Raw genomic sequence first — 23407 nt, forward strand, 5'->3', positions numbered from 1 at the left:
CGCTGGACGGAGAGGTCAACGGCAGAACTCCAGCACGATCAAAGGAGGTTCTGATAGCACCGGCGGAGCGGCGACAGAACCGGCTTGTTGAGGTCGCGCCTCAGCCGGGCGCGAAGCCGCGGCATATGGGCTCGGTAGGTTGGCATGCCCGCGCGCGCCAGGCGGGCGAAGGCGCCCAGCACCTTGCTGGCGCGCTGCGCGGCGAGGATCGCATAGGCCCGCCGCAAGGCCTCTTCGTCGAAGCCCGGTTCGGCCTTTTGCCGCGCCGCGACATAGCGGCGTAGCAGCGCCTCTTCCTCAGCCTCGGCGATATCGGCGCGCGCATCCTGGGCGAGCGAGGCAAGGTCGTAGGCCGGATGGCCGATGAGCGCGTCCTGGAAGTCGATGACGCCGACGCGGTCGGTTCCCGCCGCCCCTTCCAGCCAGATGATGTTGGGCGAATGGAAGTCGCGCAGGACGATGACCCGCTCGCCGCCCTGAAGCGGGCCGAGCAGCTCGCGCCAGGTGGCGAGGAAATCCTCGCGCTGCGCGGCCGAGAACGGCCTTTTTGCCTCCTGCGCGGCGAAATGGTCGGCAAACAGGCTCGTCTCGATGAGCAGCGCCTGCGTGTCGTAGGCGGACAGGGCGGCGCGCGCCGCCGCATCTTTGGGGTGCGGTCGGTGCAGCTTGAGAAGGAGGTCGACGGCCGCCTCGTAGCGCGCCAGGATCGGCCGGTTATCCGGCGTCAGGATCGGCTCGGCGCCGAAATCCTCCACCAGGAGGAGCCCGGCGGCGAGATCCTGGGCGTAGACTTCCGGCACGCGCGCGCCCTTGGCGGCGAGCAGCTCTCTGACGGTGAGGAAGGCGGAAAGGTCGAGCGCGCGATGCGCCACCGCGTCATAGCTCTTGCCGTGCCAGACGGGCGGCCCCTGCTGCCGGGCCGGGGCGTTCATCAGCACGGCATCTGCGCCGCCGCGCACCCGTTCGTAGCTGCGCCCGGAAGCGTCGCCGAGAATGGGCATACGATGCGACCTCGCCCGCCGGCTCTTATCCAGAAACCGGCGGATGAGAAAGCTGCGCGCGAGCCTTTCCGGCCAGTCGCCGCCGCCGCAAATGCTCGCCGAGCGGCCGCAGCCATCCACCTCCAGGCGGATGGTCAGCGCCTCCTCGGCGTCGAGCTCACCCCGTTCGGGCCATTCGGCGAGAAGCAGCGTTTGCGGCGACAGGTCGAGAAGGCCGACCTCCTCCGCTTCGGCCGGATCGGCGAGCCGGTAAAGGTCGGCATGCGTTACGGCAAAGCGCGGCATGGCGTAGTCGATGCGCATCGCGAAGCTCGGGCTCGGCACTTCCAGCTGCGCATCGCCGGCGAGCGCTCGCAGGAAGGCGCGGGCGAAGCTGGTCTTGCCGGCGCCGAGCCCGCCTTCAAGCAGGATGATGTCGCCGGCGCGCGCGGCCGCCGCGACGTCCTCGGCAAGGCGCGCCGTGGCGCTCTCCTCGGCGAGTTTGAGGGTGGCGATGGCCGCCGGCGGCACCTTCGTCTTCACTCGGCCGCTTCGGCCGCCTCTTCGATATCGGCGGGAAGGCGGATGGTGGTGGTGGTGCCGGCGCCTTCTGCCGTATCGATGCCGATCTCGCCCCGGTGCAGCTCGACGAGCCGCTTGACGATGGAAAGGCCGAGCCCGGCGCCGCGCCGTCCGCCCTGCGGCGCCGTCCCCTCGAAGGGCTCGAAAATGTCGTCGCGGATGGCTTCCGCGATGCCCGGCCCCTCGTCGCGAACGCGGAAGAAGACCGAGCCGTCGCGGCGCTCTGCGGAAATCTCCACGCGCCCGCCCTCGGGGGAGAAATTGATGGCGTTGGAGAGGAGATTGTAGAGGATCTGCCGCACGCGCGAGGCATCGGCGCGGAAGCTGCCGAGGCCCGGAGGCGTTGTGATGGCGAGGTCGACCTTCTTCTCTTCGATGCGGTCGCGCACGCCCTCCACGGCCGCGCCCACCACCTCGGCGATATCCACCTCGCCGATCTCAAGCTCCATGATGCCGGCATCGACCGTGGCGAGGTCGAGAATGTTGTTCACCAGCGCCAGCAGCGCGTCGGAGGATTGGGCGATGTGGTCCATGTATTCGCGCTGCTGCGCGTTGAGCTCGCCCGGCGCCTCGCTGGCGAGCATCTGCGAGAAGCCGATGATGGAGGCGAGCGGTGTCCTGAGCTCGTAGGAGACGTGCTGGACGAAATCGGATTTCAGCTGATCGGCCTCTTCCAGCAGCCGGTTGCGCTCTTCCAGGAAGCGATGCGCCTCCGCCTTTTCCGTCACATCGGCGAAGGTGAGCAGCGTCATGCCCTGCGGCAGCGGCACGGTGGCGTATTCCAGGATGGAGCCGCCGCGTCGCTCCATGCGCCCGGAAAGGCTTTCGCCCGCCTCCGTACGGGTGATGGCGTTGGCGACGCGCTTCCAGGTCTCCTGATCGGGATAGAAGACCATCCAATGGCCGATGAGGCTGGAGATGTGCGGCTCCTGGCGCAGGAAATCCGGCGACAGGCGCCACATCTCGGCGAGGACGGGATTGTGGAGCCTCAGCCTTCCGTCGGAGCCGAAGACGCCGACCGCCTCCGAAAGATGGTCGAGCGTCTCGCCCTGGATGCGCGACAGGGCGTTGACCCGGCTCTCCAGGCTGAGCCGCTCGGTGACGTTCTCGTAGATATAGGTGAAGCCGCCCTGCGCGTTCGGCGTGGCGATGAGGCGTAGCGAGCGCCCATCGGGCAGATGCCACATCTCCTCGCGCGGCTGCGGGTCGGCATAGGCGGCAAGGTGCTCCTGGCGCCAGCCGCGGTAATTGGCCTGTTCGGGAAGCTGACGCTCGGCGCGGAGCTGGTCGAGGATCACCCCCTCCTCCGTGCCGGGGGCGAGGAAGCGCTCCGGCAGGTTGAACAGCGTACCCAAGGCGGCGTTGGAGAATTCCAGGCGCTGCGAGCCGTCGAAGACGGCAATCGCCGAGCTTACCTGGTCCAAGAGGCGGGCGTTGAGCTCGATATTGCGTCGCAGCTCGCTGCGCGCCCGCTCCAATTCGGTGACGTCGAAGGCGAGGCCCACCGTGCCGTCCTCCGCCTTGATGTCGAAGACCTCCATCCGCCGTTGCCCGGCGCCGGCCTTTACCGGCACGATCTCGTGGAAGATGGCGCCTTCGCGATGCGCCACCCGCATGGCCTCGCGCGTATCGGATGCGAACAGCTCGGCGGCCCGCGCGTTGAGCGCCGCCACATCCTCCGCCCCCGCAAGCGTCAGATAGGCCGGGTTCACCCAGCTCAGCCGGCCATGGGCGTTGCGCCGCCAGAGCGGGAAGGGCAGCTTTTCGGCGAGCGTGCGCAGCGCCGTCATCTCCGAGATGACGATGCCGGCCTGCTCCTTCAGCTCGGCGAAGGAGCGGCGCTCGCCGGTCAGCTCGCGCAGCCGCACCAGCGCCCTTGCGCCGCTGGTACGTCCGCTGGCTTCCACGAAGCAGTCGCTCAAGCTGCGCAGCGACAGGCGGAAAGGCTCTCCGGTTTCCATCAGCTGCTCGATGGCGGTGGCGAGCGCCTCGGCGCTGCGCGCATCCAGCCAGGTCTGGAAGTCGAGGAAATCGACCGTGGCCATCGGCGCGCCCACCCGCTCCGGCAGCGTTCCATAGAGCTCGGCGCTGTCCTCCGCGGCGTTGAGGCAAAGCGTCTTCTGGTCGTCGCTGGCCAGAAGCGCCTCGGCGCGGTCGAGTGCCTGCTTAAGATCGGAAATTCGCCGGTTGGCCTCCATGAGGCCGTTCTCGCGCTCGCGCCGGGCCAATAGCATGAAGGCGATGACGGCGGTACCGGCAAAGCCGGCCGTCACGGCGAGCCACAAAACGCCGGGAAGGCCGCCGCCGTCGAAAAGTGCGGGAAAGGTGGCAGCTTGCGTCGGATAGGCGAGGAAGAGAGTGGCGGCCACGCCGGACGCGATCCTGCCTGAGGCTCGAATCGCTATATGCCCGGCCTGCCGGTCCAATCTCGTCTCCGCCGCGTTTGCCCTGGCTGCCGGCGAGGAAGCCCCGACATCCCCATCCGAATCGACACATTAACCGCTTCGTGGGAACCGGAAAAGTGTGACCGGGGACGCGCTGCGTCGCGGTGGCAAGCGCTTGACGGCAAAGAGCGCCCGAAACGGGCGCTCCGCGGTCTGTCAAAAAGCCGCTTCTCGCCTCAGTAGCGGTAGTGGTCGGCCTTGAACGGACCTTCCGGCTCCACCCCGATATAGGAGGCCTGCTCGGCGCTGAGCTTGGTCAGCTCGATATTGAGCTTCTTCAGATGCAGCGAGGCGACCTTCTCGTCCAGATGCTTGGGCAGGACGTAGACCTTGTTCTCGTATTCCTCGCCCTTGGCGAAGAGCTCGATCTGGGCCAGCACCTGGTTGGTGAAGGAGGCCGACATGACGAAGCTCGGATGGCCGGTCGCGTTGCCCAGATTGAGCAGCCTTCCCTGCGATAGCAGGATCATGCGCTTGCCGTCCGGGAAGCTGATCATGTCGACCTGCGGCTTGATGTTGGTCCAGGTGAGGTTGCGCAGCGCGCCCACCTGAATCTCGTTGTCGAAATGGCCGATATTGCCGACGATGGCCATGTCCTTCATCGCCCGCATATGGTCGATGGTGATGACGTCCTTGTTGCCGGTGGCGGTGACGAAGATGTCGGCATCCGGCGCCGCCTCTTCCATGGTGACGACCTCAAAGCCGTCCATCGCCGCCTGCAGGGCGCAGATCGGGTCGATTTCCGTCACCTTCACGCGCGCCCCGGCGCCGCGCAGCGATTGCGCCGAGCCCTTGCCGACATCGCCGTAGCCGCACACGACGGCCACCTTGCCGGCCATCATCACGTCGGTGGCGCGGCGGATGCCGTCCACCAGCGATTCCCGGCAGCCGTATTTGTTGTCGAACTTCGACTTCGTTACCGAATCGTTGACGTTGATCGCCGGGAAGGGAAGCATGCCCTTCTTCTGCAGGTCGTAGAGCCGCATCACCCCGGTCGTCGTCTCCTCGGAGACGCCGCGGATGGCCTGGCGCACCTTGCCGAACCATTCCGGATGGCTCTCAAGGCGCCGCTTGATCACCTTGTAGAGCTCTTCCTCTTCCTCGTTCTGGGGATTGGCGATCAGCGAGGGATCGTCCTTGGCCCGCGCCCCGAGGAGGATGAGAAGGGTCGCATCGCCGCCATCGTCGAGGATCATGTTGGCGGGTTCGCCATCCGGCCACTCGAAGATACGGTCGGCATAGTCCCAGTATTCGGCGAGCGTCTCGCCCTTGACGGCGAAGACGGGGATGCCCGCGGCGGCGATCGCGGCGGCGGCATGGTCCTGCGTGGAGTAGATGTTGCAGGAGGCCCAGCGCACTTCGGCGCCGAGAGCGACGAGCGTCTCGATCAGGACGGCGGTCTGGATGGTCATGTGCAACGAGCCGGCGATGCGCGCGCCCTTCAAGGGCTGCGCGGCGCCGAACTCCTCGCGAAGCGCCATCAGGCCAGGCATCTCTGTCTCGGCGATGGCGATCTCCTTGCGACCCCATTCGGCCAGCGACAGGTCCTTGACGGCAAAATCTTCGCGTTCAGGCATGCGATCCTCGGCTTGTTGTTATGTCTTGGGGAAACGAACGGCCGCGCGTTAACACGCCGCTCGGCAAGCGGCAAGCTGGCGAAGGGCCGCCTCAGCTTTCGCGTGAAAGTTTTAGCGCCGTGGCGCGTTCAATAAGGGCGCGCAGCACCGCTTCCAGGCGCTTGTCCGCCGCCGCGTCCTTCAGTTCCTCGTTCTCCGCAAAGGCCTCGCCGGCGAAGGTGAGCAGGAAATGCTCCGGGATGACGAGGGCGCCAAGGCCGCTCGCCTCCAGCATCTGCCTGAGCGCAAGCGCCACGCGCACGCCGCCGAAAGGCCCGGGGGAAGCGGCGGCGAGCGCGAAGACCCGGTCGCGGAAGGGGGCCACGCCGTCGCGGCTCATCCAGTCGATCGCGTTGGAAAGCACCGGCGGGATGCTGGCATTGTATTCCGGGCTGACCAGGAGCACCGCGTCATGGGCCATGAACTGCTCGGCGAGCTTCTGCGCTGCGGCCGGCGTGCCGCTCTCCTTCTCCAGGTCGCCGTTATAGATCGGCATCTGATAGTCGGCGAGCGAGATGCGCCTCACCTCCGCGCCCCGGAGGGCGAGCTTCTTGGTCGCGAGCGCGGCAAGGCGCGTATTCAGCGAGCCGGTGCGAAAGGAGCCGGGGACGACGAGGACCCTGACCGCCATCAGGCGGTCTCGCGCTCGAAGATCCACACCCGGCCCGGCGGCAGGTTGAAGCCGACCCAGGGCGAGCTGCGCACCCGGAAGCTGCCGGGGACCGGCTTTTGCGGCGTGGTGAAGGAATAGGAAAGCTGGGTCATGTTGCCCCCCGGCCTCACCCGCGACAGGCAATCGGCGATGAAGTGGCGGCGCTTCTCCTCCGAGATCAGCAGCACCGGCACGCCGGAAAGCACCGCCGAGAACTGCGTATCGGCGAAGGCGCCGAGCGTTTCGCCGAGGTTGAAGGCGTCGCCGCGGATGAGGTTCACGCGCGGGAAGCGCTTCTTCAGGAGGTCGTAGAAATGCTGCTCGTATTCCACGCAGACGAGGCGTTCCTGGGGAATGCCCGCGCGGATCAGCTCCTCGGTGATGACGCCGGTGCCGGGGCCGAGCTCCAAGGTCCAGCCTTCCGGGTCGGGCTTGCCATGGCGGATCATCATCCGCGCGAAGGCGCGGCTGGAAGGCACCACCGCCCCCATCTTCATCGGCCGCTTGGCCCAGGTCTTGAAGAAGCGGAATTCGTCCTCGATCCGTTCGCCGAGCGGTGTTGCGTTCTGAGCCATTGGCAGACCTTTCGTCCTATGGCGAGCGGCGCGCGCTAGCGGCGCCTCGCTCGCTTTGTTTGCGTCATCTCCATGACGATTATGTGTCGCTGAGCGATCCCAAGAAGTCGCGCACGCGGGCGAAGAAACCGGTCGATTCCGGATTGTTTTCTTCCGACTGCACGCGCTCGAATTCTTCTAGAAGCTCGCGTTGGCGCCGCGACAGCTTCTGCGGCGTCTCCACCACGATCTGGACGTACATGTCGCCGTGATTGCGCGATCTGAGCACCGGCATGCCCTTGCCCTTCAGGCGGAACTGCTTGCCGGTCTGCGTGCCCTCCGGGACGCGCACGCGCGTGCGCCCGCCCTCCACGGTCGGCACCTCGAACTGGCCGCCGAGCGCGGCGGTCGTGAGGGAGACCGGCACGCGGCAGAAGATGTCGGCGGCGTCGCGCTGGAAGAATTCGTGCGGCTTGATGGAGAGGAAGATGTAGAGGTCGCCCGGCGGTCCGCCTCTCACCCCCGCCTCGCCCTCGCCGCCGAGGCGGATGCGCGTGCCGTCCTCGATGCCGGCGGGAATGTTGACGGAAAGCGTGCGGCGCTCCGCCAGCCGGCCGGAGCCGGAGCATTTCTCGCACGGGTCGGTGACGATGGCGCCGCGGCCCTGGCAGGTCGGGCAGGTCTGCTGGATCTGAAAGAAGCCCTGGGTGGAGCGCACCCGGCCGGCGCCGCGGCAGGTCGGGCAGGTCGACGGGCTGGTGCCCGGCTTGGCGCCGGAGCCGCTGCAAGCGTCGCAGGTGACGGAGGTCGGCACCTCGATCTCCACGGTCTTGCCGCGATAGGCCTCCTCCAGCGTCACTTCCAGATTGTAGCGCAGGTCCGAGCCGCGCTCGCGCCCGCCCGAACGGCGCCCGCCGCTCATGAACTCGCCGAAAATGTCGTCGAAGATGTCGGAGAACGAGCCGAAACCGGCCGCGCCCGCCGCCCCGCGCGGCCCGAAGCCGCCATTTTCGAAGGCCTGGTGGCCGAAGCGGTCGTAGGCGGCGCGCTTTTGCGGATCGCGCAGCACCTCGTAGGCCTCGCCGACTTCCTTGAAACGGTGCTCCGCATCGTGGTCGCCCGGATTGCGATCCGGGTGATACTGCATGGCGAGCTTGCGGAAGGCGGCCTTCAGCTCCTTCTCTTCGACGCTGCGGGAAACGCCGAGAATTTCGTAGTAATCGCGCTTGGACACGGCTCAGGCGCCCCCTTGTGCTTGAGCTTTCGCGCCTGGCTCGCTCATGGTGAAGATGGCGTTGATGCCGGCGCGCTCCACGAGCCTGTAGCCGTGGCGCTCGACGTTCGCAATGATGGAAGCGGTGTTGTCCCGGCCCGCTTCGGCGATGAGAAGCCGCGGCCAGCGCTGCGGCGCGACCTCGGCGAACAGCGTTGAGAGCGCTGCCTCGTCTTCGCCTTCGATGTCGATCTTCATGGCATCGACGCGCTCGATGCCGTGCTCGCTCATCAACTGCGGCAGGGTGAGGACGGCGACCTTCTGGCCGGCCGCCTCCCCGTGTTGCAGGCGCACCTCGCCCCGGTTGCGCCGCGGCTGGACGAGGCTCGCCGAGCCGGCCTCGCCGCCAATGGCACTTGCCACGACCTCGATGCCTTCGGCTTCCGACAGCGCGATGTTGAGGCACAGCCGGCCGCGGTTCATCGCATCGGGTTCCACGGCGAGAATGCGGATCTCCCGCTGCGCCCGGGCCGCCTCCGCGGCGGCGAACAGCGTGTAGAGGCCGACATTGGCGCCGATATCGAGGAAGACGAAGGGCCGCGCCTCACCGAAATCGGCGATCGCGGCCGCGAGCGCCTGGCGCTCGCGCCGATCCCAGAACTGCGCGCCGGCGAAGACCGCCTTCTCGCAGCGGTTGGAGCGAGGGAACAGCCGCGCCCTGGCGCGCGAGAAGACCTCCACATCCACCGGATCCTCGCGCCCGGCAAGGCAAACGCGCCGCACCAGCGAGGCGAGGCGCCGATTGACGCCGGAAGCCGGGCGCTGGAGCGACCAGCGGCGCAGCTTCTCCAGCCAGGCCGGAAGGGCATGCGTTCCAAAGGGTGGATGGATCGTCGCGTCTGTCATGGAGAGAGACGAGATGCGTCAAGCCGGGCCCTGGACGAACCGGGCCCGGCTGTCGGCAATTAGGCCGATTTCTTCTTGTCGTCGTCGTCGATCTCCTCGAAATCGGCATCGACGACGTCCTCGTCCTTGGTTCCGGTCTCCTCGCCGGCTTCGCCGGCCTCCGCGCCGGTCTCTCCGGCGGCCGATTCCTGCTCGGCCTTGTAGACGGCCTCGCCGAGCTTCATGGAGGCCATGGCGAGGGCCTGGGACTTGGCCTCGATGGCGTCCTTGTCCTCGCCGGCGGCCGCTTCCTTCAGCTCCGAGAGAGCCGTCTCGATGGTCGATTTGGTTTCCGCGTCGACCTTGTCGCCATGTTCGGCGAGCGACTTCTCGGTGGCGTGGACGAGCGCCTCGGCCTGGTTCTTGGCTTCCACCATCTCGCGGCGCTTCTTGTCCGTCTCCGCGTTGGCTTCGGCTTCCTTCACCATCTTGTCGATGTCCGCGTCGGAGAGGCCGCCGGAGGCCTGGATGGTGATCTTCTGCTCCTTGCCGGTGCCCTTGTCATGGGCGGAGACGTTGACGATGCCGTTGGCGTCGATGTCGAAGGTGACCTCGATCTGCGGCATGCCGCGCGGCGCGGGCGGAATGCCCTCAAGGTTGAACTGGCCGAGCATCTTGTTGTCGGCCGCCATTTCGCGCTCGCCCTGGAAGACGCGGATCGTCACCGCGTTCTGGTTGTCCTCGGCGGTGGAGAAGACCTGGCTCTTCTTCGTCGGGATGGTGGTGTTGCGGTCGATGAGGCGGGTGAAGACGCCGCCCAGCGTCTCGATGCCCAGCGACAGCGGCGTCACGTCGAGCAGAAGCACGTCCTTGACGTCGCCCTGCAGGACGCCGGCCTGGATCGCCGCGCCCATGGCCACCACCTCGTCCGGATTGACGCCCTTATGCGGCTCCTTGCCGAAGAGGTTCTTCACCACTTCCTGCACCTTGGGCATGCGCGTCATGCCGCCGACGAGCACCACCTCGTCGATATCGGAGGCGGAGGCCCCGGCATCCTTCAGCGCGGCCTTCACCGGGCCCACCGTGCGCTGCACCAGATCGTCGACCAGGCTCTCGAACTTGGCCCGCGACAATTTCATGGTCAGATGCTTCGGGCCGGAGGAATCGGCGGTGATATAAGGCAGGTTGACCTCGGTCTGCTGCGCCGAGGAGAGCTCGATCTTGGCCTTCTCGGCGGCTTCCTTCAGGCGCTGCAGGGCGAGCGGGTCGTTCCTGAGGTCGATGCCCTGCTCCTTCTTGAACTCGTCGGCGAGATAATCGACGAGGCGCATGTCGAAATCCTCGCCGCCGAGGAAGGTGTCGCCGTTGGTCGACTTCACCTCAAAGACGCCGTCGCCGATCTCCAGGATGGAGATGTCGAAGGTGCCGCCGCCGAGGTCGTAGACGGCGATCGTCTTGCCGTCGTTCTTCTCCAGTCCGTAGGCGAGGGCGGCGGCGGTCGGCTCGTTGATGATGCGCAGCACTTCCAGGCCGGCGATCTTGCCGGCATCCTTGGTGGCCTGGCGCTGGGCGTCGTTGAAGTAGGCCGGAACGGTGATGACGGCCTTCTCCACCTTCTCGCCGAGATAGCTCTCGGCCGTCTCCCTCATCTTTTGCAGGATCATCGCGGAAATCTGCGAGGGGGAGTATTTCTCGCCGTTGGCCTCCACCCAGGCATCGCCGTTGTCGGCCTTGACGATCTTGTAGGGGACCAGCTTCTGGTCCTTGGCCACGGTCGGGTCGTCGAAGCGCCGGCCGATGAGGCGCTTGACGGCGAAGATGGTGCGCTGCGGGTTGGTGACGGCCTGGCGCTTCGCCGGCTGGCCGATGAGGCGCTCGTTGTCCTCGGTGAAGGCGACCATGGAAGGCGTGGTCCGCGCGCCTTCGGAATTCTCGATGACCTTCGGGCTCTTGCCCTCCATAACGGAGACGCACGAATTCGTCGTGCCGAGGTCGATGCCGATGACTTTCGCCATGTCCAATCACTCCTTTTTGGCAGGCTGGCCGGACCCCTTTTGGCATCCGAGAACGCGGCAAACGCCCGCTCCAGCCCCCGTGGTCTGACGTTCGAAATAGGTGGCGCCGGCTCGCCGACGCAAGGTTGCGGCTCATATAAGAAGGGCGATTCGGGGCCGCAAGTAAGAAGGCCTTTAGCCAACAGCAACCCTTTCGCAATGGCGAGGGGGCCCGTCATGAATGCGACGAGGAAAGCGAGATGAGCGGATTGCCGGGCGTGAAGATCGTGCCGGGTTTCCTGTCGCGCCGCGCCCAGGAGGCGCTGCTTGGCGAGCTGCGCGCGGTGATCGCCGAAGCGCCCCTCTTCACGCCCGTCATGCCGCGCACGGGCCGGCCCTTTTCGGTGAAGATGACCAATTGCGGCAGCCTCGGCTGGGTCTCCGACCGGTCGGGCTATCGCTATCAGGACAAGCATCCGCAGACCGGCCGGCCCTGGCCGGCCATGCCCGAAGCGCTTCTTGCCGCCTGGCGCGCACTTGCCGACCATCCGCATCCGCCGCAGGCCTGCCTCGTCAACTACTACGCGGCGGGCGCCAGGATGGGCCTGCATCAGGATCGCGACGAGGAGGATTTTTCCGCGCCCGTCGTCTCGCTTTCGCTCGGCGATGAGGCGCTGTTTCGCATCGGCGGCACAAACCGCAAGGATCCGACGCGCTCCTTCCGCCTTGCCTCCGGCGACGCGCTCGTCCTCGGCGGGCCGTCGCGGCTTGCCTATCACGGCATCGACCGGGTGATTGCCGGCTCCTCCACTCTCCGGCTCCTCCACTCTGTTGCCGAAGGGCGGGCGCATCAACCTGACGCTTCGCCGGGTGACGCCGCCCGCCTGAGCGGAGCGGGCGCCTTGTAATGCGCGCCGGCGCTTCAGGTGCGTTCGCCGGCGAAATCCTGCTTGCGGAAGAGCGCGTGCAGCGTGAGCCCGGCCTCGGCGAAGGCCGCTTCGGCGCCCTCCTGCCGGTCGACGACGGTGAGGACGTCGCGCACCTTGGCGCCGGCCTGGCGCAGCGCCTCGATGGCCAGCATCGCCGAGCCGCCGGTGGTCGTCACGTCCTCCACCACGAGCACGGCGCGCCCTTCAAGGCTCTCGCCCTCCGCCAGGCCCTCCACCTGGCTTTGCGTGCCGTGGCCCTTGGCCTCCTTGCGGATGAAGACGGCGCGCACCGGCCGTTTGCCCGCCGCGCTCATCGCCGCCGTCACGGCGACGAGCGGCACCGCGCCCATGGCCAGCCCGCCGACGTAATCGGTGCCTAGCTCGCCCGCCTTTTGCGCGATCGCGCTGCCGATGAGGCGTGCGCCCGCGGGGTCGAGCATCGTCGGCTTCAGGTTGAAATAGACCGAGCTCTTGCGACCCGAGGCGAGGGTGAACGCGCCGCCCTCGCGGAACGAGCGTTGCGCGATGATGTCGTAGAGCTCCTGGTTCATGCCGTCCCTGCCGCTTGTCATGCGGCAGGCAAAGGCCCGAAAGCGGCGCCCCCGTCAAGCCGTGGCGTCGAAGGCTCAGCCGCCTTGCGGCTCGGCGGCGGTCATCCAGCCGATCACCGCCCCGCCCGGCTCCTGCAGGATGGCGATGCGCCCCACGCCGGGCACGTCGAAAGGCTCGCGCAAGATGCTGGCGCCGGCCGCTTTCGCCTTGGCGCAGCGCGCGTCGATGTCGTCGACGGCGATATAGGGCATCCAGCCCTCCGGCGATTGCCCCATCCCGGCGGCCTTGACGTCGAACATGCCGCCGACCGGCCTGCCGCCCATCATCGCCACCCAATAGGTGAGGCCGTCGGCCATCGGCATGGCGTCGAAGCTCCAGCCGAGCGTGTCGGCGTAGAACTTCTTGGCCCCGTCGATGTCGTGGGCCATCAATTCGTTCCAGTAGAAAGTGCCGTGCTCGGCCATGGGAACCTCCCTGGCGGCGCCCTCACCGCCGCCCGGGAATATTCCGCCTCGTCGGCCCGCCGCGCAAGCCGCGGCCCACGCTTGGCGAGGACCCGCCGAGACGGGGCATCAACGCGCCGAGGCGGGGCTCAGCCGGCCTCCTGCCCTTGCGCCTTGCCGTTGCCTTCGTCCTGCGGGGCTTTTTCCGGCGGCGGGCCGCCCCTTGAGACGCCGACCATCGCCGCGCGCAGGACGCGTTCGCCGATCATGTAGCCGTTCTGCGCCACCTGCACGATGGTGCCGGCCGGCACGCTGTCGTCGGGCACCTCGAACATGGCCTGGTGCCGGTGCGGGTCGAAGCGCTCGCCCATGGCCGGTATCAGCTTCACCTCGTGCCGCTCCAGGATGCGCTCCAATTCGCGCGCGGTCATCTGCACGCCTTCCATCAGCGCCTTCAGCTCCGGGTCCTCGGTGCCCCAGGCCTTCTCGTCCACCGCCTCCAGGGCGCGGCGCAGATTGTCCTCCACCTGCAGCATGTCGGCGGCGAATTTGCTGATGGCGTAGCGGCGCGCATCCTGCACGTCGCGGGCGGCGCGCCGGCGCGTGTTCTCGATCTCCGCCGCGACCCGAAGCAGTCGCTCGGTGAGGTCGGCCTTCTCCGCCTCCAGCTTTTCGATCAGCTCTTCGATGCCGAGCGTCGCCTCCTCGCTGTCGGGTGCGGGCTCGACGCGCTCTTCGGCCTTGGCCTCCTCGGCCGCGGCTTCCTGGCTATCGAGATTGCGTTTTTCACTATCCATCGCGAAACGTCGCTCTCTTCAGAACCTTTAGGAATCGCGCCGCATATCGAGGCTTGCGAGAGGAAAATCAACCCGCCCGCCCGATGCCCGCATCGCGCTACGCGTCTCTCCTGTCGCTCGCCTCGCCGAAACCAAAACAGAACCGCTTCCAGCAAGGCATGACACGCTCTAGCGTCGGATGAGATCCGTCATCAACTGCGCCGTATAGTCGACAACGGGAATAACGCGAGCATAGTTGAGGCGCGTCGGGCCGATCACCCCGAGCACGCCGACGACGCGCTCCGAGCCGTCGCGGAACGGCGCCACCACCAGCGAGGAGCCCGAAAGCGAGAACAGCTTGTTCTCCGAGCCGATGAAGATGCGCACGCCCTCGCCCTCTTCGGCCAGGTCGAGAAGCTGGATGATGTCCTTCTTGGTCTCAAGGTCGTCGAAGAGGACGCGGATTCGCTCCAGGTCCTCCAGGGCCTTGAGGTCGTTGAGAAGCTTGGAGCGGCCGCGCACGATGAGCGTCGCCGGCTCCTGCGGCGGTCCCGACCATTGCGCCAGCCCCTCCGCGATGATGTCTTCCGACAGCGTGTCGATGGCGCGCCGTCTTTCCTCGCGCTTCTTCTCCAATTCGCCGCGCGCCTCCGCCAGCGTCTTGCCGCGGATATGCGCGTTCAGATAGTTGGAGGCCTCGTGCAGCGCCGAGGTCGGCAGGCCGCGCGGCACGGCGATGACCCGGTTCTCCACCGTGCCTTCCTCGCTGACCAGGACGACCAGGGCGCGGTTCGGCTCGATGCGCACGAACTCGATATGCTTCAGCCTCAGATCCTGCTTGGCGGCGACGACGACGCCGGCGCCTTCCGAAAGGCCCGAAAGCGTCTGGCTCGCTTCCGTCAACAGGGTCTCCACGCTTCTCTCTTCGCCGCCGATGCGAACCTGGCTTTCGATCGCCTGGCGCTCGCTGTCGCTGAGCCCGCCGATCTCCAGGAGCGAATCGATGAAGAAGCGCAGCCCCATCTCCGTGGGCATGCGCCCGGCGCTGGTATGGGGCGAGAAGATGAGGCCCATCGCCTCAAGGTCGGCCATGACGTTGCGTACCGAGGCCGGCGACAGGGCCGTCGACAGCAGCCGGCTGACATTGCGCGAGCCGACCGGCTCGCCGCGATCGAGGTAGCTTTCCACGATGCGGCGGAAGATCTCGCGCGAGCGATCGTCCAGGGCTGTGAGCATCTGCGCTTTCATCGGCAGGGGCTGTGGGGACGGTGGGTTGTGGTGCTCAAGCTCCCCATATTGCGGCGCCGCGCCGTCCGTGCAAGCCGCTCGCCTTGCTCAGGCGGAAACGAATGCTTAACAGAGCGGCACTTCATGGAAGGAGATTCTCTATGCGCCCATCGCACCGGGCCGCCGATGAGATGCGCGCCATCTCGCTGGAACGCGGCGTCTCTAAGCATGCCGAGGGCTCGTGTCTGGTACGCTTCGGCGATACCCATGTCCTGTGCCTGGCGAGCGTCGCCGAGCAGGTCCCGCCGTGGCTGCGCGGCGGCGGCAAGGGCTGGGTGACGGCCGAATACGGCATGCTGCCGCGCTCCACCGGCGAGCGCATGCGCCGCGAGGCCGCGCTCGGCAAGCAGGGCGGGCGCACGCTGGAGATCCAGCGTCTCATCGGCCGCTCCTTGCGCGCCGTCGTCGACCTGAAAGCCCTTGGCGAGCGCCAGATCACCGTCGATTGCGATGTTATCCAGGCCGATGGAGGCACCCGAACCGCGGCCATCACCGGCGCCTGGGTGGCGTTGCGCGACGCGCTTGAATGGATGCGCGCCCGCGATATCGTCAGGGCGCCGGTGCTGACCGACCACGTGGCGGCGGTCTCCTGCGGCATCATGGAGGGCGAGCCGGTGCTGGACCTCGATTACGCCGAGGATTCGGCCGCCGAGACGGATGCCAATTTCGTCATGACCGGCGCCGGCAAGCTCGTCGAGGTGCAGGCGACCGCCGAGGGCGCGCCCTTCTCCGAGGAGGAGCTCGGGGCGCTCTTGAAGCTCGCCCGCGGCGGCGTTTCCCGTCTCGTCGATCTGCAGAAGATGGCGGTGGAATGACGACGCCGCGCATCGTTCTGCATCCCGGTCCGCTCGTCGTCGCCAGCCATAACGCCGGCAAGATCGCCGAGATCGCCGATCTTCTGGCGCCCTACGGCTTTTCGGTGCGCTCGGCCGCCGAGCTTGGCCTGATTGAGCCGGAGGAGACGGGCGAGACCTTCTCCGCCAACGCCATCCTGAAGGCCGAGGCGGCCGCTTCCGCCTCCGGCCTGCCGGCGCTCGCCGACGATTCCGGCCTCGCCGTGAAGGCGCTCGGCGGCGCGCCCGGCATCTATTCGGCGCGCTGGGCGGGCGATGGCCGCGACTTCGCCCAGGCCATGCGCAATGTGGAGGAGAAGCTGGCCGCCGTCGGTGCCGTCACGCCCGAGGAGCGCCGCGCCGCCTTCGTCTGCGTGCTGGCGCTCGCCATGCCGGAAGGCGCCGTGGAGACCTTCGAGGGGCGGGTCGACGGCACGTTGGTCTGGCCGCCGCGCGGCGACCGGGGCTTCGGCTACGATCCGATGTTCCTGCCGGACGGGCACGCGCGGACCTTCGGCGAGATGCTTGCGGAGGAAAAGCACGGCTGGCGCCCCGGCGAGGCGCAGGCGCTCTCGCACCGCGCCCGCGCCTTCAAGGCCTTCGCCGAGGCCTGTCTCGGCAGCGCGCGGGCCTGACCATGATGGTCCCGGCGGAGAAGACGAGCTTCGGCGTCTATCTGCACTGGCCCTTCTGCGCCGCCAAATGCCCCTATTGTGATTTCAACTCGCATGTGCGCCACCAGCCGGTGGACGAGGCGGCTTTCCTCGAAGCCTTCCGGCGCGAACTCGCCCATTTCGCCGAGCTCGCGCCCGGCCGCACCGTCACCAGCATCTTCTTCGGCGGCGGCACGCCCTCGCTGATGCGCCCGGCGACGGTGGAAGGGCTGCTGGAGGCGGTCGCCGCCCGCTGGCCGGTCGCCGGGGACGCCGAAATCACCCTGGAGGCCAATCCTTCCAGCGTCGAGGCGGAGCGCTTTCGCGGCTACCGCGCCGCCGGTGTGAACCGCGTCTCGCTCGGCGTCCAGGCGCTCCACGATGCCGCGTTGAAGGCGCTCGGCCGTATGCACGACAGGGCGCAGGCGCTGCAGGCCGTGGAGCTTGCGCGCGCCACCTTTCCGCGCCTTTCCTTCGACCTCATCTATGCCCGCCCCGGCCAGACGCTTGATGCCTGGCGCGGCGAGCTTTCCGAGGCGCTCGGCTTTGCCGCCGACCATCTGTCGCTCTACCAGCTCACCATCGAGAGCGGCACACCCTTCGCGGCGCTGCACCGCGCCGGCAAGCTCATCGTCCCGGCCCCCGACGAGGCCGCCGATTTCTACGCGGCGACGCAGGAGATGACGGCGGGGGCGGGCCTGCCGGCCTACGAGATCTCCAACCATGCCCGTCCCGGCTGTGAAAGCCGCCACAACCTGACCTATTGGCGCCATGGCGAATTCGTCGGCGCCGGGCCCGGCGCCCATGGCCGGCTCGCCACCGCAAAGGGGCGCCTCGCCACCGCCGCCGAGAGCCATCCCGAACGCTGGCTGGAAAGGGTCGCGGAGAAGGGTCATGGTCTCGTGGAGGAGGGTCTTCTCACGCTGGAGGAGGAGGCCGACGAGATGCTGGTCATGGGCCTCAGGCTGGCGGAAGGCATCGATATCGACCGCTACCAAGCGCTCGTCGGAAGGCCTTTGCAGCGCTCGCGCATCGCCGATCTCGTCGAGCACGGCATGGTTCGCCACGACGCCGGCACGGGGCGCCTCGTCGCCACGCCGGCGGGGCTTGCCGTTCTCGATGCGGTCGTCGCCGATCTCGCCGCCTGAGACGCCAGTTCCGCCTTGCGCGGGCGCCATGGTTTACCGTGCCTTAAATCGCCCATCTTAGCCTGCCAGCTCCACACCCGATGAAAGGGACGGGCTGCTGATGGCGGGTCGGAAGAGGAAGGAGCGCGTGGAGCCGCGCTTCGACGATGCGCCGCGCCAGGCGGAGGCGGGCAACGGCCGTGGGCGCAAGAAGAAGCGCGCCGCAGGACGCCGTTCCGGCTTTTTCGCCCGCTCCGTCTATTGGGGCGCGGTCCTCTGCCTGTGGGCGGCGATCGGCCTTGCCGGCGTTCTTGCCTGGTACGGCATTCAGATGCCGCCGATCTCCGAATGGAAGGTGCCGGAGCGTCCGCCCAATGTGCGCATCCTTGCCGTCGACGGCAGCCTTATCGGCAATCGCGGCGATACCGGCGGGGAGGCGGTGCGCCTGACGGAGCTGCCCGCGCATGTGCCGCAGGCGTTGATCGCCATCGAGGACCATCGCTATCGCTACCATTTCGGCGTCGATCCCATCGGTCTCACCCGTGCCATGGCCCGCAATCTTCTCTCCGGCGGCGTGGTGGAGGGCGGCTCCACGCTCACCCAGCAGCTGGCGAAGAACATGTTCCTGACGCCGGAGCGCTCCGTCCGCCGCAAGGTGCAGGAGTTGTTGCTGGCGCTTTGGCTGGAGCGAAAATACTCCAAGGACGACATCCTGGAGATGTACCTCAACCGCGTCTATTTCGGCGGCGGCGCCTATGGCGTCGACGCGGCGGCGCATCGCTTCTTCGCCAAGGGTGCGAGCGATCTCTCCCTGAAGGAGGCGGCGATGCTCGCCGGCCTTTTGAAGGCGCCTTCCCGCTATCAGCCGGACCGCGATTTCGCGGCCGCCGAGGAGCGTGCCGCTCTCGTCCTCGATGCCATGGCGCGCGAGGGCTTCATCAGCCGCGCCAAGGCGGAGGCGGCCAAGGCCGAAAAGCCGCGCATCGCCTCGCGGGGCCGCGTCCATGCGGAGAATTACGTCGCCGATTTCGTCATGGACCGGCTGCCTTCCTATGTCGGCGCCATCAGCGAGGATCTGGTCGTCTTCACCACGCTCGACATGGAGCTGGAGCGCCAGGCGGAGTTCTCGCTGGTGGAGGGCCTGCGCGCCTTCGGCGGGCAATACGGGGTGAAGCAGGGCGCCCTGGTGGCCATCGACGGCACGGGCGCCATCCGCGCCATGGTCGGCGGGCGCGCCTATAAGGACAGCCAGTTCAACCGCGCCGTCCAGGCCAAGCGCCAGCCCGGCTCCGCCTTCAAGCCTTTCGTCTATCTGACGGCCCTGGAAAAAGGTCTCACCCCGCAGACGGTGCGCGTCGACGAGCCGGTGCGCATCGGCAAGTGGCAGCCGCAGAACTATGCCGGCAAATATGAAGGCGCGGTCACGCTGCAGACCGCGCTTGCCCGCTCCCTCAACACCGTCGCTGCCAAGCTCGCCGCCGAGCTCGGCCCCAAGAGCATCGCCGAGACGGCCCATCGCATGGGTATCAGCTCCGAGCTTGTCTCCAACGCCACCATCGCGCTCGGCACGTCCGAGGTCAGCCTGTTGGAGATGACAGGGGCCTACGCGCCGCTCGCCAATGGCGGCTTCGCCGTGCTGCCGCATGTCATCCGGCGCATCACCACGGCTGAGGGACGGGAGCTTTTCGTGCGCTCCCCGCCCGGCCTCGGCCGCGTGGTGGAGCTTCCCACCGTCGCCATGATGAACGAGATGATGCGGGCGACGCTGGAAATCGGCACCGGGCGCAAGGCGCAGATTCCCGGCTGGCCCGCCGGCGGCAAGACCGGCACCAGCCAGGATTGGCGCGATGCCTGGTTCGTCGGCTATACGGCGAACCTGACCACCGGCGTCTGGCTCGGCAACGACGACAATTCGCCGACCGACAAGGCATCCGGCGGCAACCTGCCGGCGATGATCTGGTCCGACTTCATGCGCGAGGCGCATCGCGGCGTTGAGGTGGCAGAGCTTCCCGGCGAGGGGCTCTACCGTCCCGCCGCGCGCGCCCAGACGGCGGCGAGCGGAGGCCGGAGCGGCCAGGACGACGGCGATGCCGCCCACCGCAACTGGATTCTCAACAGGGATGGCGGCGCGCCGCGGCAGCGCACGCAGACGGGCGGTTCATCGGGCGAGAGCAGCTTCTTCGGCCGCATTTTCGGCAATTAGAGCGCATCCATCAAGGCATGACGCGCTCTCGCCCGAACGCCAGGGTTTGGCGCGGTTGAGAGGGGTGCGAGAGTCAACGTGACGCCGCCCGTCCTTGCGGCGATTTTGCCCCGAACCTTGACGGCGGGCGCGCCTGCGGGCAAACACCGGCGCCACGACCTCAGTCACCCCAGCAATCCCGAGCCGGGCTTAGAGCCGCTTCAAGGAGGCGTGTCAGCGTGCCACGAGAGCATTACCTTTTCACCAGCGAGTCGGTTTCCGAGGGCCATCCCGACAAGGTCTGCGACCGCATTTCCGATGCCGTCGTAGATGCCCATCTTGCTGCCCTTCCGGAGGCACGCGTCGCTTGCGAGACGCTGGCCACCACCAACCGCGTCGTCATCGCCGGCGAGGTGCGCGGCGCGGCGGAAGTCGATGCCGCTGCCGTGGAGCGCTGCGCCCGAGAGGCGATTCGCGACATCGGCTACGAGCAGGAAGGTTTCCACTGGAGAGACTGCAAGGTCGAGGTCCTCCTGCATGAGCAGTCGGCCGACATCGCGCAGGGCGTGGATGGCGGCGAGGCCAAGGACGAGGGCGCGGGCGACCAGGGCATCATGTTCGGCTTCGCCTGCCGCGAGACGCCGGAGCTGATGCCCGCGCCGATCCTCTATGCCCACAAGATCCTGCATCTGATGGCAGAGGCGCGTCATGCCGGCAGGGAGCCGGCGCTCGGCCCCGATTCCAAATCGCAGGTGACGGTGCGTTACGAGAACGGCGTGCCGGTCGGCGTCCATTCCGTCGTCGTCTCCACCCAGCACACCGACGAGAAGCTGACCTCAGCCGACGTCCGGGCGATCGTGGAGCCCTATGTGCGCGAGGCGCTGCCGGAGGGCTGGGTGAACGGCGACACGATCTGGCACGTCAATCCGACGGGCAAGTTCGTCATCGGTGGCCCGGACGGCGATTGCGGCCTCACCGGGCGCAAGATCATCGTCGATACCTATGGCGGCGCGGCCCCGCACGGCGGCGGCGCCTTCTCCGGCAAGGACCCGACCAAGGTGGACCGCTCGGCCGCCTATGCGGCGCGCTATCTGGCCAAGAACATCGTCGCCGCCGACCTTGCCGAACGCTGCACCATCCAGCTCTCCTACGCCATCGGCGTCGCCAAGCCGCTGTCGATCTATGTCGACATGCATGAGACGGCGAAGAATGTGCGCGCCGACGACATCGAGAAGGCGCTCGACAAGGTGATGGACCTCACCCCGCGCGGTATCCGCCAGCACCTCTCGCTCAACCGTCCGATCTATGCGCGCACCGCCGCCTATGGTCATTTCGGCCGCCCGCCGGAGGAAGACGGCGGCTTCTCCTGGGAGAAGACCGACCTCGCCGACAAAATCCGCGACGCGCTCTAGGCGCTACTTGTGAAGGGGGCGCCGGTCGCGGCGCCCGCAGCGTCATGGTGCGGGGCGAGCGTCGCGATTCCTTCTTCGGCCGCCGCAAGGGCAAGCGTCTGACCGCAGCGCGCCAGGCGCTCATGGAAGAATGCCTGCCGGAGCTGGCGGTCGATATCGCCCGCCCGGCACCGGAGCATCTGGCCGCTCTCTTCGCCGTCCCGGTCGTTGAGGTGCGCCTGGAGATCGGCTTCGGCGGCGGCGAGCACCTACTGCATCGCGCGCGCCAGAACCCCGATATCGGCTTCATCGGCATCGAGCCGTTCCAGAACGGCCTCGCCAAGGCGGTGGCGGCCATCGAGGCGGAGGGGCTGGAGAACGTCCGCCTCTATGGCGCCGATGCCGGACCTTTTCTCGACTGGCTGCCGGAAGGCTCGCTCGCCGGGATCGATCTTCTTTATCCCGATCCCTGGCCGAAGAAGCGGCATTTCAAGCGCCGCTTCGTCAATCAGGCCAATCTCGCCCGCCTCTGGCGCGCGCTGGAGCCTGGGGGACATTTCCGTTTCGCCACGGACATCGCCTCCTATGCCGATTGGACGATGGTGGAGGCGGCAAAGCACGGCGGCTTCGCCTTTCTGGCCGAGCGGGCGCAGGATTGGCGCCGGCCTTTCCCCGACTGGCCCGGCACCCGCTACGAGGCGAAGGCGATCGGAGAAGGGCGCCGGCCGGTCTATTTCACCTTTGAGAAATGCCGGAGAGCCTCACGCGGCGACAAGCTGCGCTAGGCGAGCGCGAAGACCCCGCCGCGGCGCGGATCGCCCCGGCCGGCAAAGCCGCCCTTTCCGTCGGCGCACACCACATGCACGCCGCCGAAATACATCGAGCGCTCGCGCCAGGCCTTGAGGCCGGGCTCCTCGGCCTTGAGGGCGGCAAGGTCGTCGCGCTCGCCGGAGGCTTCCACGTCCAGCGTGCCGTTCTCGTAATGCAGCCGCGCCGCCTCCACGGCCTCTTGCGGGTTCATACCCTCCAGGAGGAGGTTGGCGAGGACGTTGAAGATCGCCGTGCGAATGCGCGAGGAGCCGCCCGTGCCGAGCGCAATCAGCCGGCCGTCCTTCGCGCGGGCGATGGTCGGCGCCATCATGGAGGCAAGGCGGATACCGGCCTCGCAGGCGTGAAAGCCGGCCGGGTTGAGGTCTTCCTCGCCGAGCATGTTGTTGAGCATGAAGCCCATGCCGGGCACCAGGCGGCCGTTGCCCTCCCCGTTGGAGACGGTCACGGCCGCCGCCATGCCGTCCGCGTCGACGACGCTGACATGGGTGGTGCCGCGGCTGACGAGGGGCGCGGTAAGGTCGGCCGCGCTGTCCGCCTCGCCTGCATCGGGGAGACGGGGGAGGCGGCCGGAGCGGCGTGCTTGCTCAAGCTCCCGCAAGGCGGCAAGACGCGCCTTCCCGTCACTGTGTTCGCTTGCCGCAAGCGCCTTCAGCGCCAGGCCGGCGAGAAGCCCGCCAAGGGCGGGCGGGGCGTTGAGGAAGAGCTCAAAGTCGCCGATCCGTGTCGTCACGGGCTGGCGTTCCTTTACCTCGTAGGCGTCGAAATCGCGCCGCTCCAACAGGCCGTCATGGGCCCGGCATTCGGCGATCATCGCCTCTTCCACGGTGGCGATGCGCCCGGCGGCGATCTCGGCGAGGGCATCGGCGAGCTGCGGATTGGCGAAAGGCTCGCCCTCCTCAAGCAGCCTGCCTTGCGGCGCAAAGAGCCTGCGGGCGGCATCCTCGAAGGTGAGGATCGGCGCCACGATGCGGAACATGCGCGCCTGCAGCGGCGCAACGGCGATGCCGGCGCGCGCCGCCAGGATCGCCGGCTGAAGCAGGTCGGCAAAGGCGAGCCGGCCGAGCTCGGCCGAGGCGCGCTTCACCCCGGGCAGAAAGCCGGGCGTCGCCGCCGCCCCGGCGCCAATGTGGAAGGCCTGCGTGGTCTCGCCGAAATCGGCGTGGATCTCGACGAACTCGATATCGTGCCGCGGCGGCAAGGCCAGCGGCGCGTCGCAGAAGAAATCGAACAGACGCGGCGTCGTCCCGTCGTGGGCCATGAGAAAGCCGCCGCCGCCGGGCGCCGCCAGCACCGGCTCGGCGAAGGCCGCCATGAACAGGGCCGCAAGGCAGGCATCGACAGCGTTGCCGCCGGCGCGCAGCACCTCCACCGCCGCCCTGGCGGTCTCCGGATGGCCGCAGGCGACGGCCCCCTTCGCCCCTGTCGCGCTCATCGCCTCTCGCTCAAAAAAACGGGCGGGCCGGGCATCCTCCCGCACCCGCCC

At 67.9% G+C, this 23407-nt stretch carries 19 protein-coding genes and 1 pseudogene; 7 read left to right on the plus strand and 13 right to left on the minus strand.

Annotated elements, in window-relative coordinates:
- Positions 1-38: 38 nt before the first annotated feature.
- From tsaE to dnaK, 8 genes are all read right to left on the minus strand, one after another.
- A complete protein-coding gene (tsaE, locus tag Q331_RS19560) occupies positions 39-1523 on the minus strand; it encodes a tRNA (adenosine(37)-N6)-threonylcarbamoyltransferase complex ATPase subunit type 1 TsaE (RefSeq protein ID WP_084174650.1) in 1485 nt (494 codons plus the stop codon).
- Complete coding sequence (locus Q331_RS19565; RefSeq protein WP_051630389.1) at positions 1520-3931, minus strand: sensor histidine kinase; 2412 nt, start codon at positions 3929-3931, stop codon at positions 1520-1522. Before Q331_RS19565 ends, tsaE begins: the two co-directional genes overlap by 4 nt.
- A 251-nt stretch (positions 3932-4182) precedes the next feature.
- The gene (gene ahcY / locus Q331_RS0102130; RefSeq protein WP_026379315.1) at positions 4183-5583 is read right to left on the minus strand and encodes an adenosylhomocysteinase; all 1401 of its coding nucleotides are present in this window, start codon (positions 5581-5583) and stop codon (positions 4183-4185) included.
- A gap of 91 nt (positions 5584-5674) precedes the next feature.
- The gene (locus Q331_RS0102135; RefSeq protein WP_322786483.1) at positions 5675-6253 is read right to left on the minus strand and encodes an NADPH-dependent FMN reductase; all 579 of its coding nucleotides are present in this window, start codon (positions 6251-6253) and stop codon (positions 5675-5677) included.
- Positions 6253-6849: a class I SAM-dependent methyltransferase gene (locus tag Q331_RS0102140; protein ID WP_026379317.1), complete on the minus strand. Its 597-nt coding sequence runs from the start codon at positions 6847-6849 to the stop codon at positions 6253-6255. The genes Q331_RS0102135 and Q331_RS0102140 overlap by 1 nt, the downstream gene beginning before the upstream one ends.
- 79 nt (positions 6850-6928) lie before the next feature.
- Entirely contained in the window at positions 6929-8062 is a 1134-nt protein-coding gene (gene dnaJ / locus Q331_RS0102145; RefSeq protein ID WP_026379318.1) for a molecular chaperone DnaJ, read from the minus strand.
- Between the two features lie 3 nt (positions 8063-8065).
- The gene (locus tag Q331_RS22840; protein WP_051630391.1) at positions 8066-8947 is read right to left on the minus strand and encodes an FkbM family methyltransferase; all 882 of its coding nucleotides are present in this window, start codon (positions 8945-8947) and stop codon (positions 8066-8068) included.
- A gap of 59 nt (positions 8948-9006) precedes the next feature.
- Positions 9007-10941, minus strand: a complete 1935-nt coding sequence (dnaK, locus tag Q331_RS0102155) for a molecular chaperone DnaK (protein ID WP_026379319.1) — start codon at positions 10939-10941, stop codon at positions 9007-9009.
- A gap of 239 nt (positions 10942-11180) precedes the next feature.
- On the opposite strand from dnaK, the pseudogene Q331_RS19575 reads away from it, so the two are divergent.
- Positions 11181-11808 (plus strand): annotated as a pseudogene (locus tag Q331_RS19575) (alpha-ketoglutarate-dependent dioxygenase AlkB family protein).
- 34 nt (positions 11809-11842) lie between these two features.
- On the opposite strand, the gene pyrE reads toward Q331_RS19575, so the two are convergent.
- From pyrE to hrcA, 4 genes are all read right to left on the minus strand, one after another.
- Positions 11843-12400 (minus strand): orotate phosphoribosyltransferase, encoded by a 558-nt coding sequence (gene pyrE / locus Q331_RS0102165; protein WP_034490732.1) that lies wholly within the window; start codon positions 12398-12400, stop codon positions 11843-11845.
- A gap of 75 nt (positions 12401-12475) precedes the next feature.
- Positions 12476-12865, minus strand: coding sequence for a VOC family protein (locus Q331_RS0102170; RefSeq protein WP_026379321.1), 390 nt, complete (start codon positions 12863-12865; stop codon positions 12476-12478).
- Positions 12866-12993: 128 nt separating this feature from the next.
- Entirely contained in the window at positions 12994-13641 is a 648-nt protein-coding gene (gene grpE / locus Q331_RS19580) for a nucleotide exchange factor GrpE (protein WP_034490734.1), read from the minus strand.
- A gap of 168 nt (positions 13642-13809) precedes the next feature.
- A complete protein-coding gene (hrcA, locus tag Q331_RS0102180; RefSeq protein ID WP_034490737.1) occupies positions 13810-14868 on the minus strand; it encodes a heat-inducible transcriptional repressor HrcA in 1059 nt (352 codons plus the stop codon).
- A 140-nt stretch (positions 14869-15008) separates the two neighbouring features.
- Between hrcA and rph the strand changes: the two genes are divergently transcribed.
- From rph to trmB, 6 genes are all read left to right on the plus strand, one after another.
- Complete coding sequence (rph, locus tag Q331_RS0102185; RefSeq protein ID WP_026379323.1) at positions 15009-15722, plus strand: ribonuclease PH; 714 nt, start codon at positions 15009-15011, stop codon at positions 15720-15722.
- The gene (gene rdgB, locus Q331_RS0102190; RefSeq protein ID WP_051630393.1) at positions 15719-16375 is read left to right on the plus strand and encodes an RdgB/HAM1 family non-canonical purine NTP pyrophosphatase; all 657 of its coding nucleotides are present in this window, start codon (positions 15719-15721) and stop codon (positions 16373-16375) included. Before rph ends, rdgB begins: the two co-directional genes overlap by 4 nt.
- A 2-nt stretch (positions 16376-16377) precedes the next feature.
- A complete protein-coding gene (hemW, locus tag Q331_RS0102195) occupies positions 16378-17541 on the plus strand; it encodes a radical SAM family heme chaperone HemW (protein WP_026379325.1) in 1164 nt (387 codons plus the stop codon).
- 100 nt (positions 17542-17641) lie between these two features.
- Complete coding sequence (locus Q331_RS19585) at positions 17642-19723, plus strand: transglycosylase domain-containing protein (protein WP_084174652.1); 2082 nt, start codon at positions 17642-17644, stop codon at positions 19721-19723.
- A 218-nt stretch (positions 19724-19941) separates the two neighbouring features.
- Positions 19942-21114, plus strand: coding sequence for a methionine adenosyltransferase (metK, locus tag Q331_RS0102205; RefSeq protein WP_026379326.1), 1173 nt, complete (start codon positions 19942-19944; stop codon positions 21112-21114).
- Positions 21115-21158: 44 nt separating this feature from the next.
- Positions 21159-21878, plus strand: coding sequence for a tRNA (guanosine(46)-N7)-methyltransferase TrmB (gene trmB / locus Q331_RS0102210; RefSeq protein ID WP_026379327.1), 720 nt, complete (start codon positions 21159-21161; stop codon positions 21876-21878).
- On the opposite strand, the gene Q331_RS0102215 is transcribed toward trmB, so the two are convergent.
- Complete coding sequence (locus Q331_RS0102215) at positions 21875-23356, minus strand: gamma-glutamyltransferase (RefSeq protein WP_026379328.1); 1482 nt, start codon at positions 23354-23356, stop codon at positions 21875-21877. The two genes, trmB and Q331_RS0102215, sit on opposite strands and share 4 nt — an antisense overlap.
- Positions 23357-23407: the final 51 nt, after the last annotated feature.

Source organism: Afifella pfennigii DSM 17143 (assembly GCF_000688515.1).
Classification (GTDB): domain Bacteria; phylum Pseudomonadota; class Alphaproteobacteria; order Rhizobiales; family Afifellaceae; genus Afifella; species Afifella pfennigii.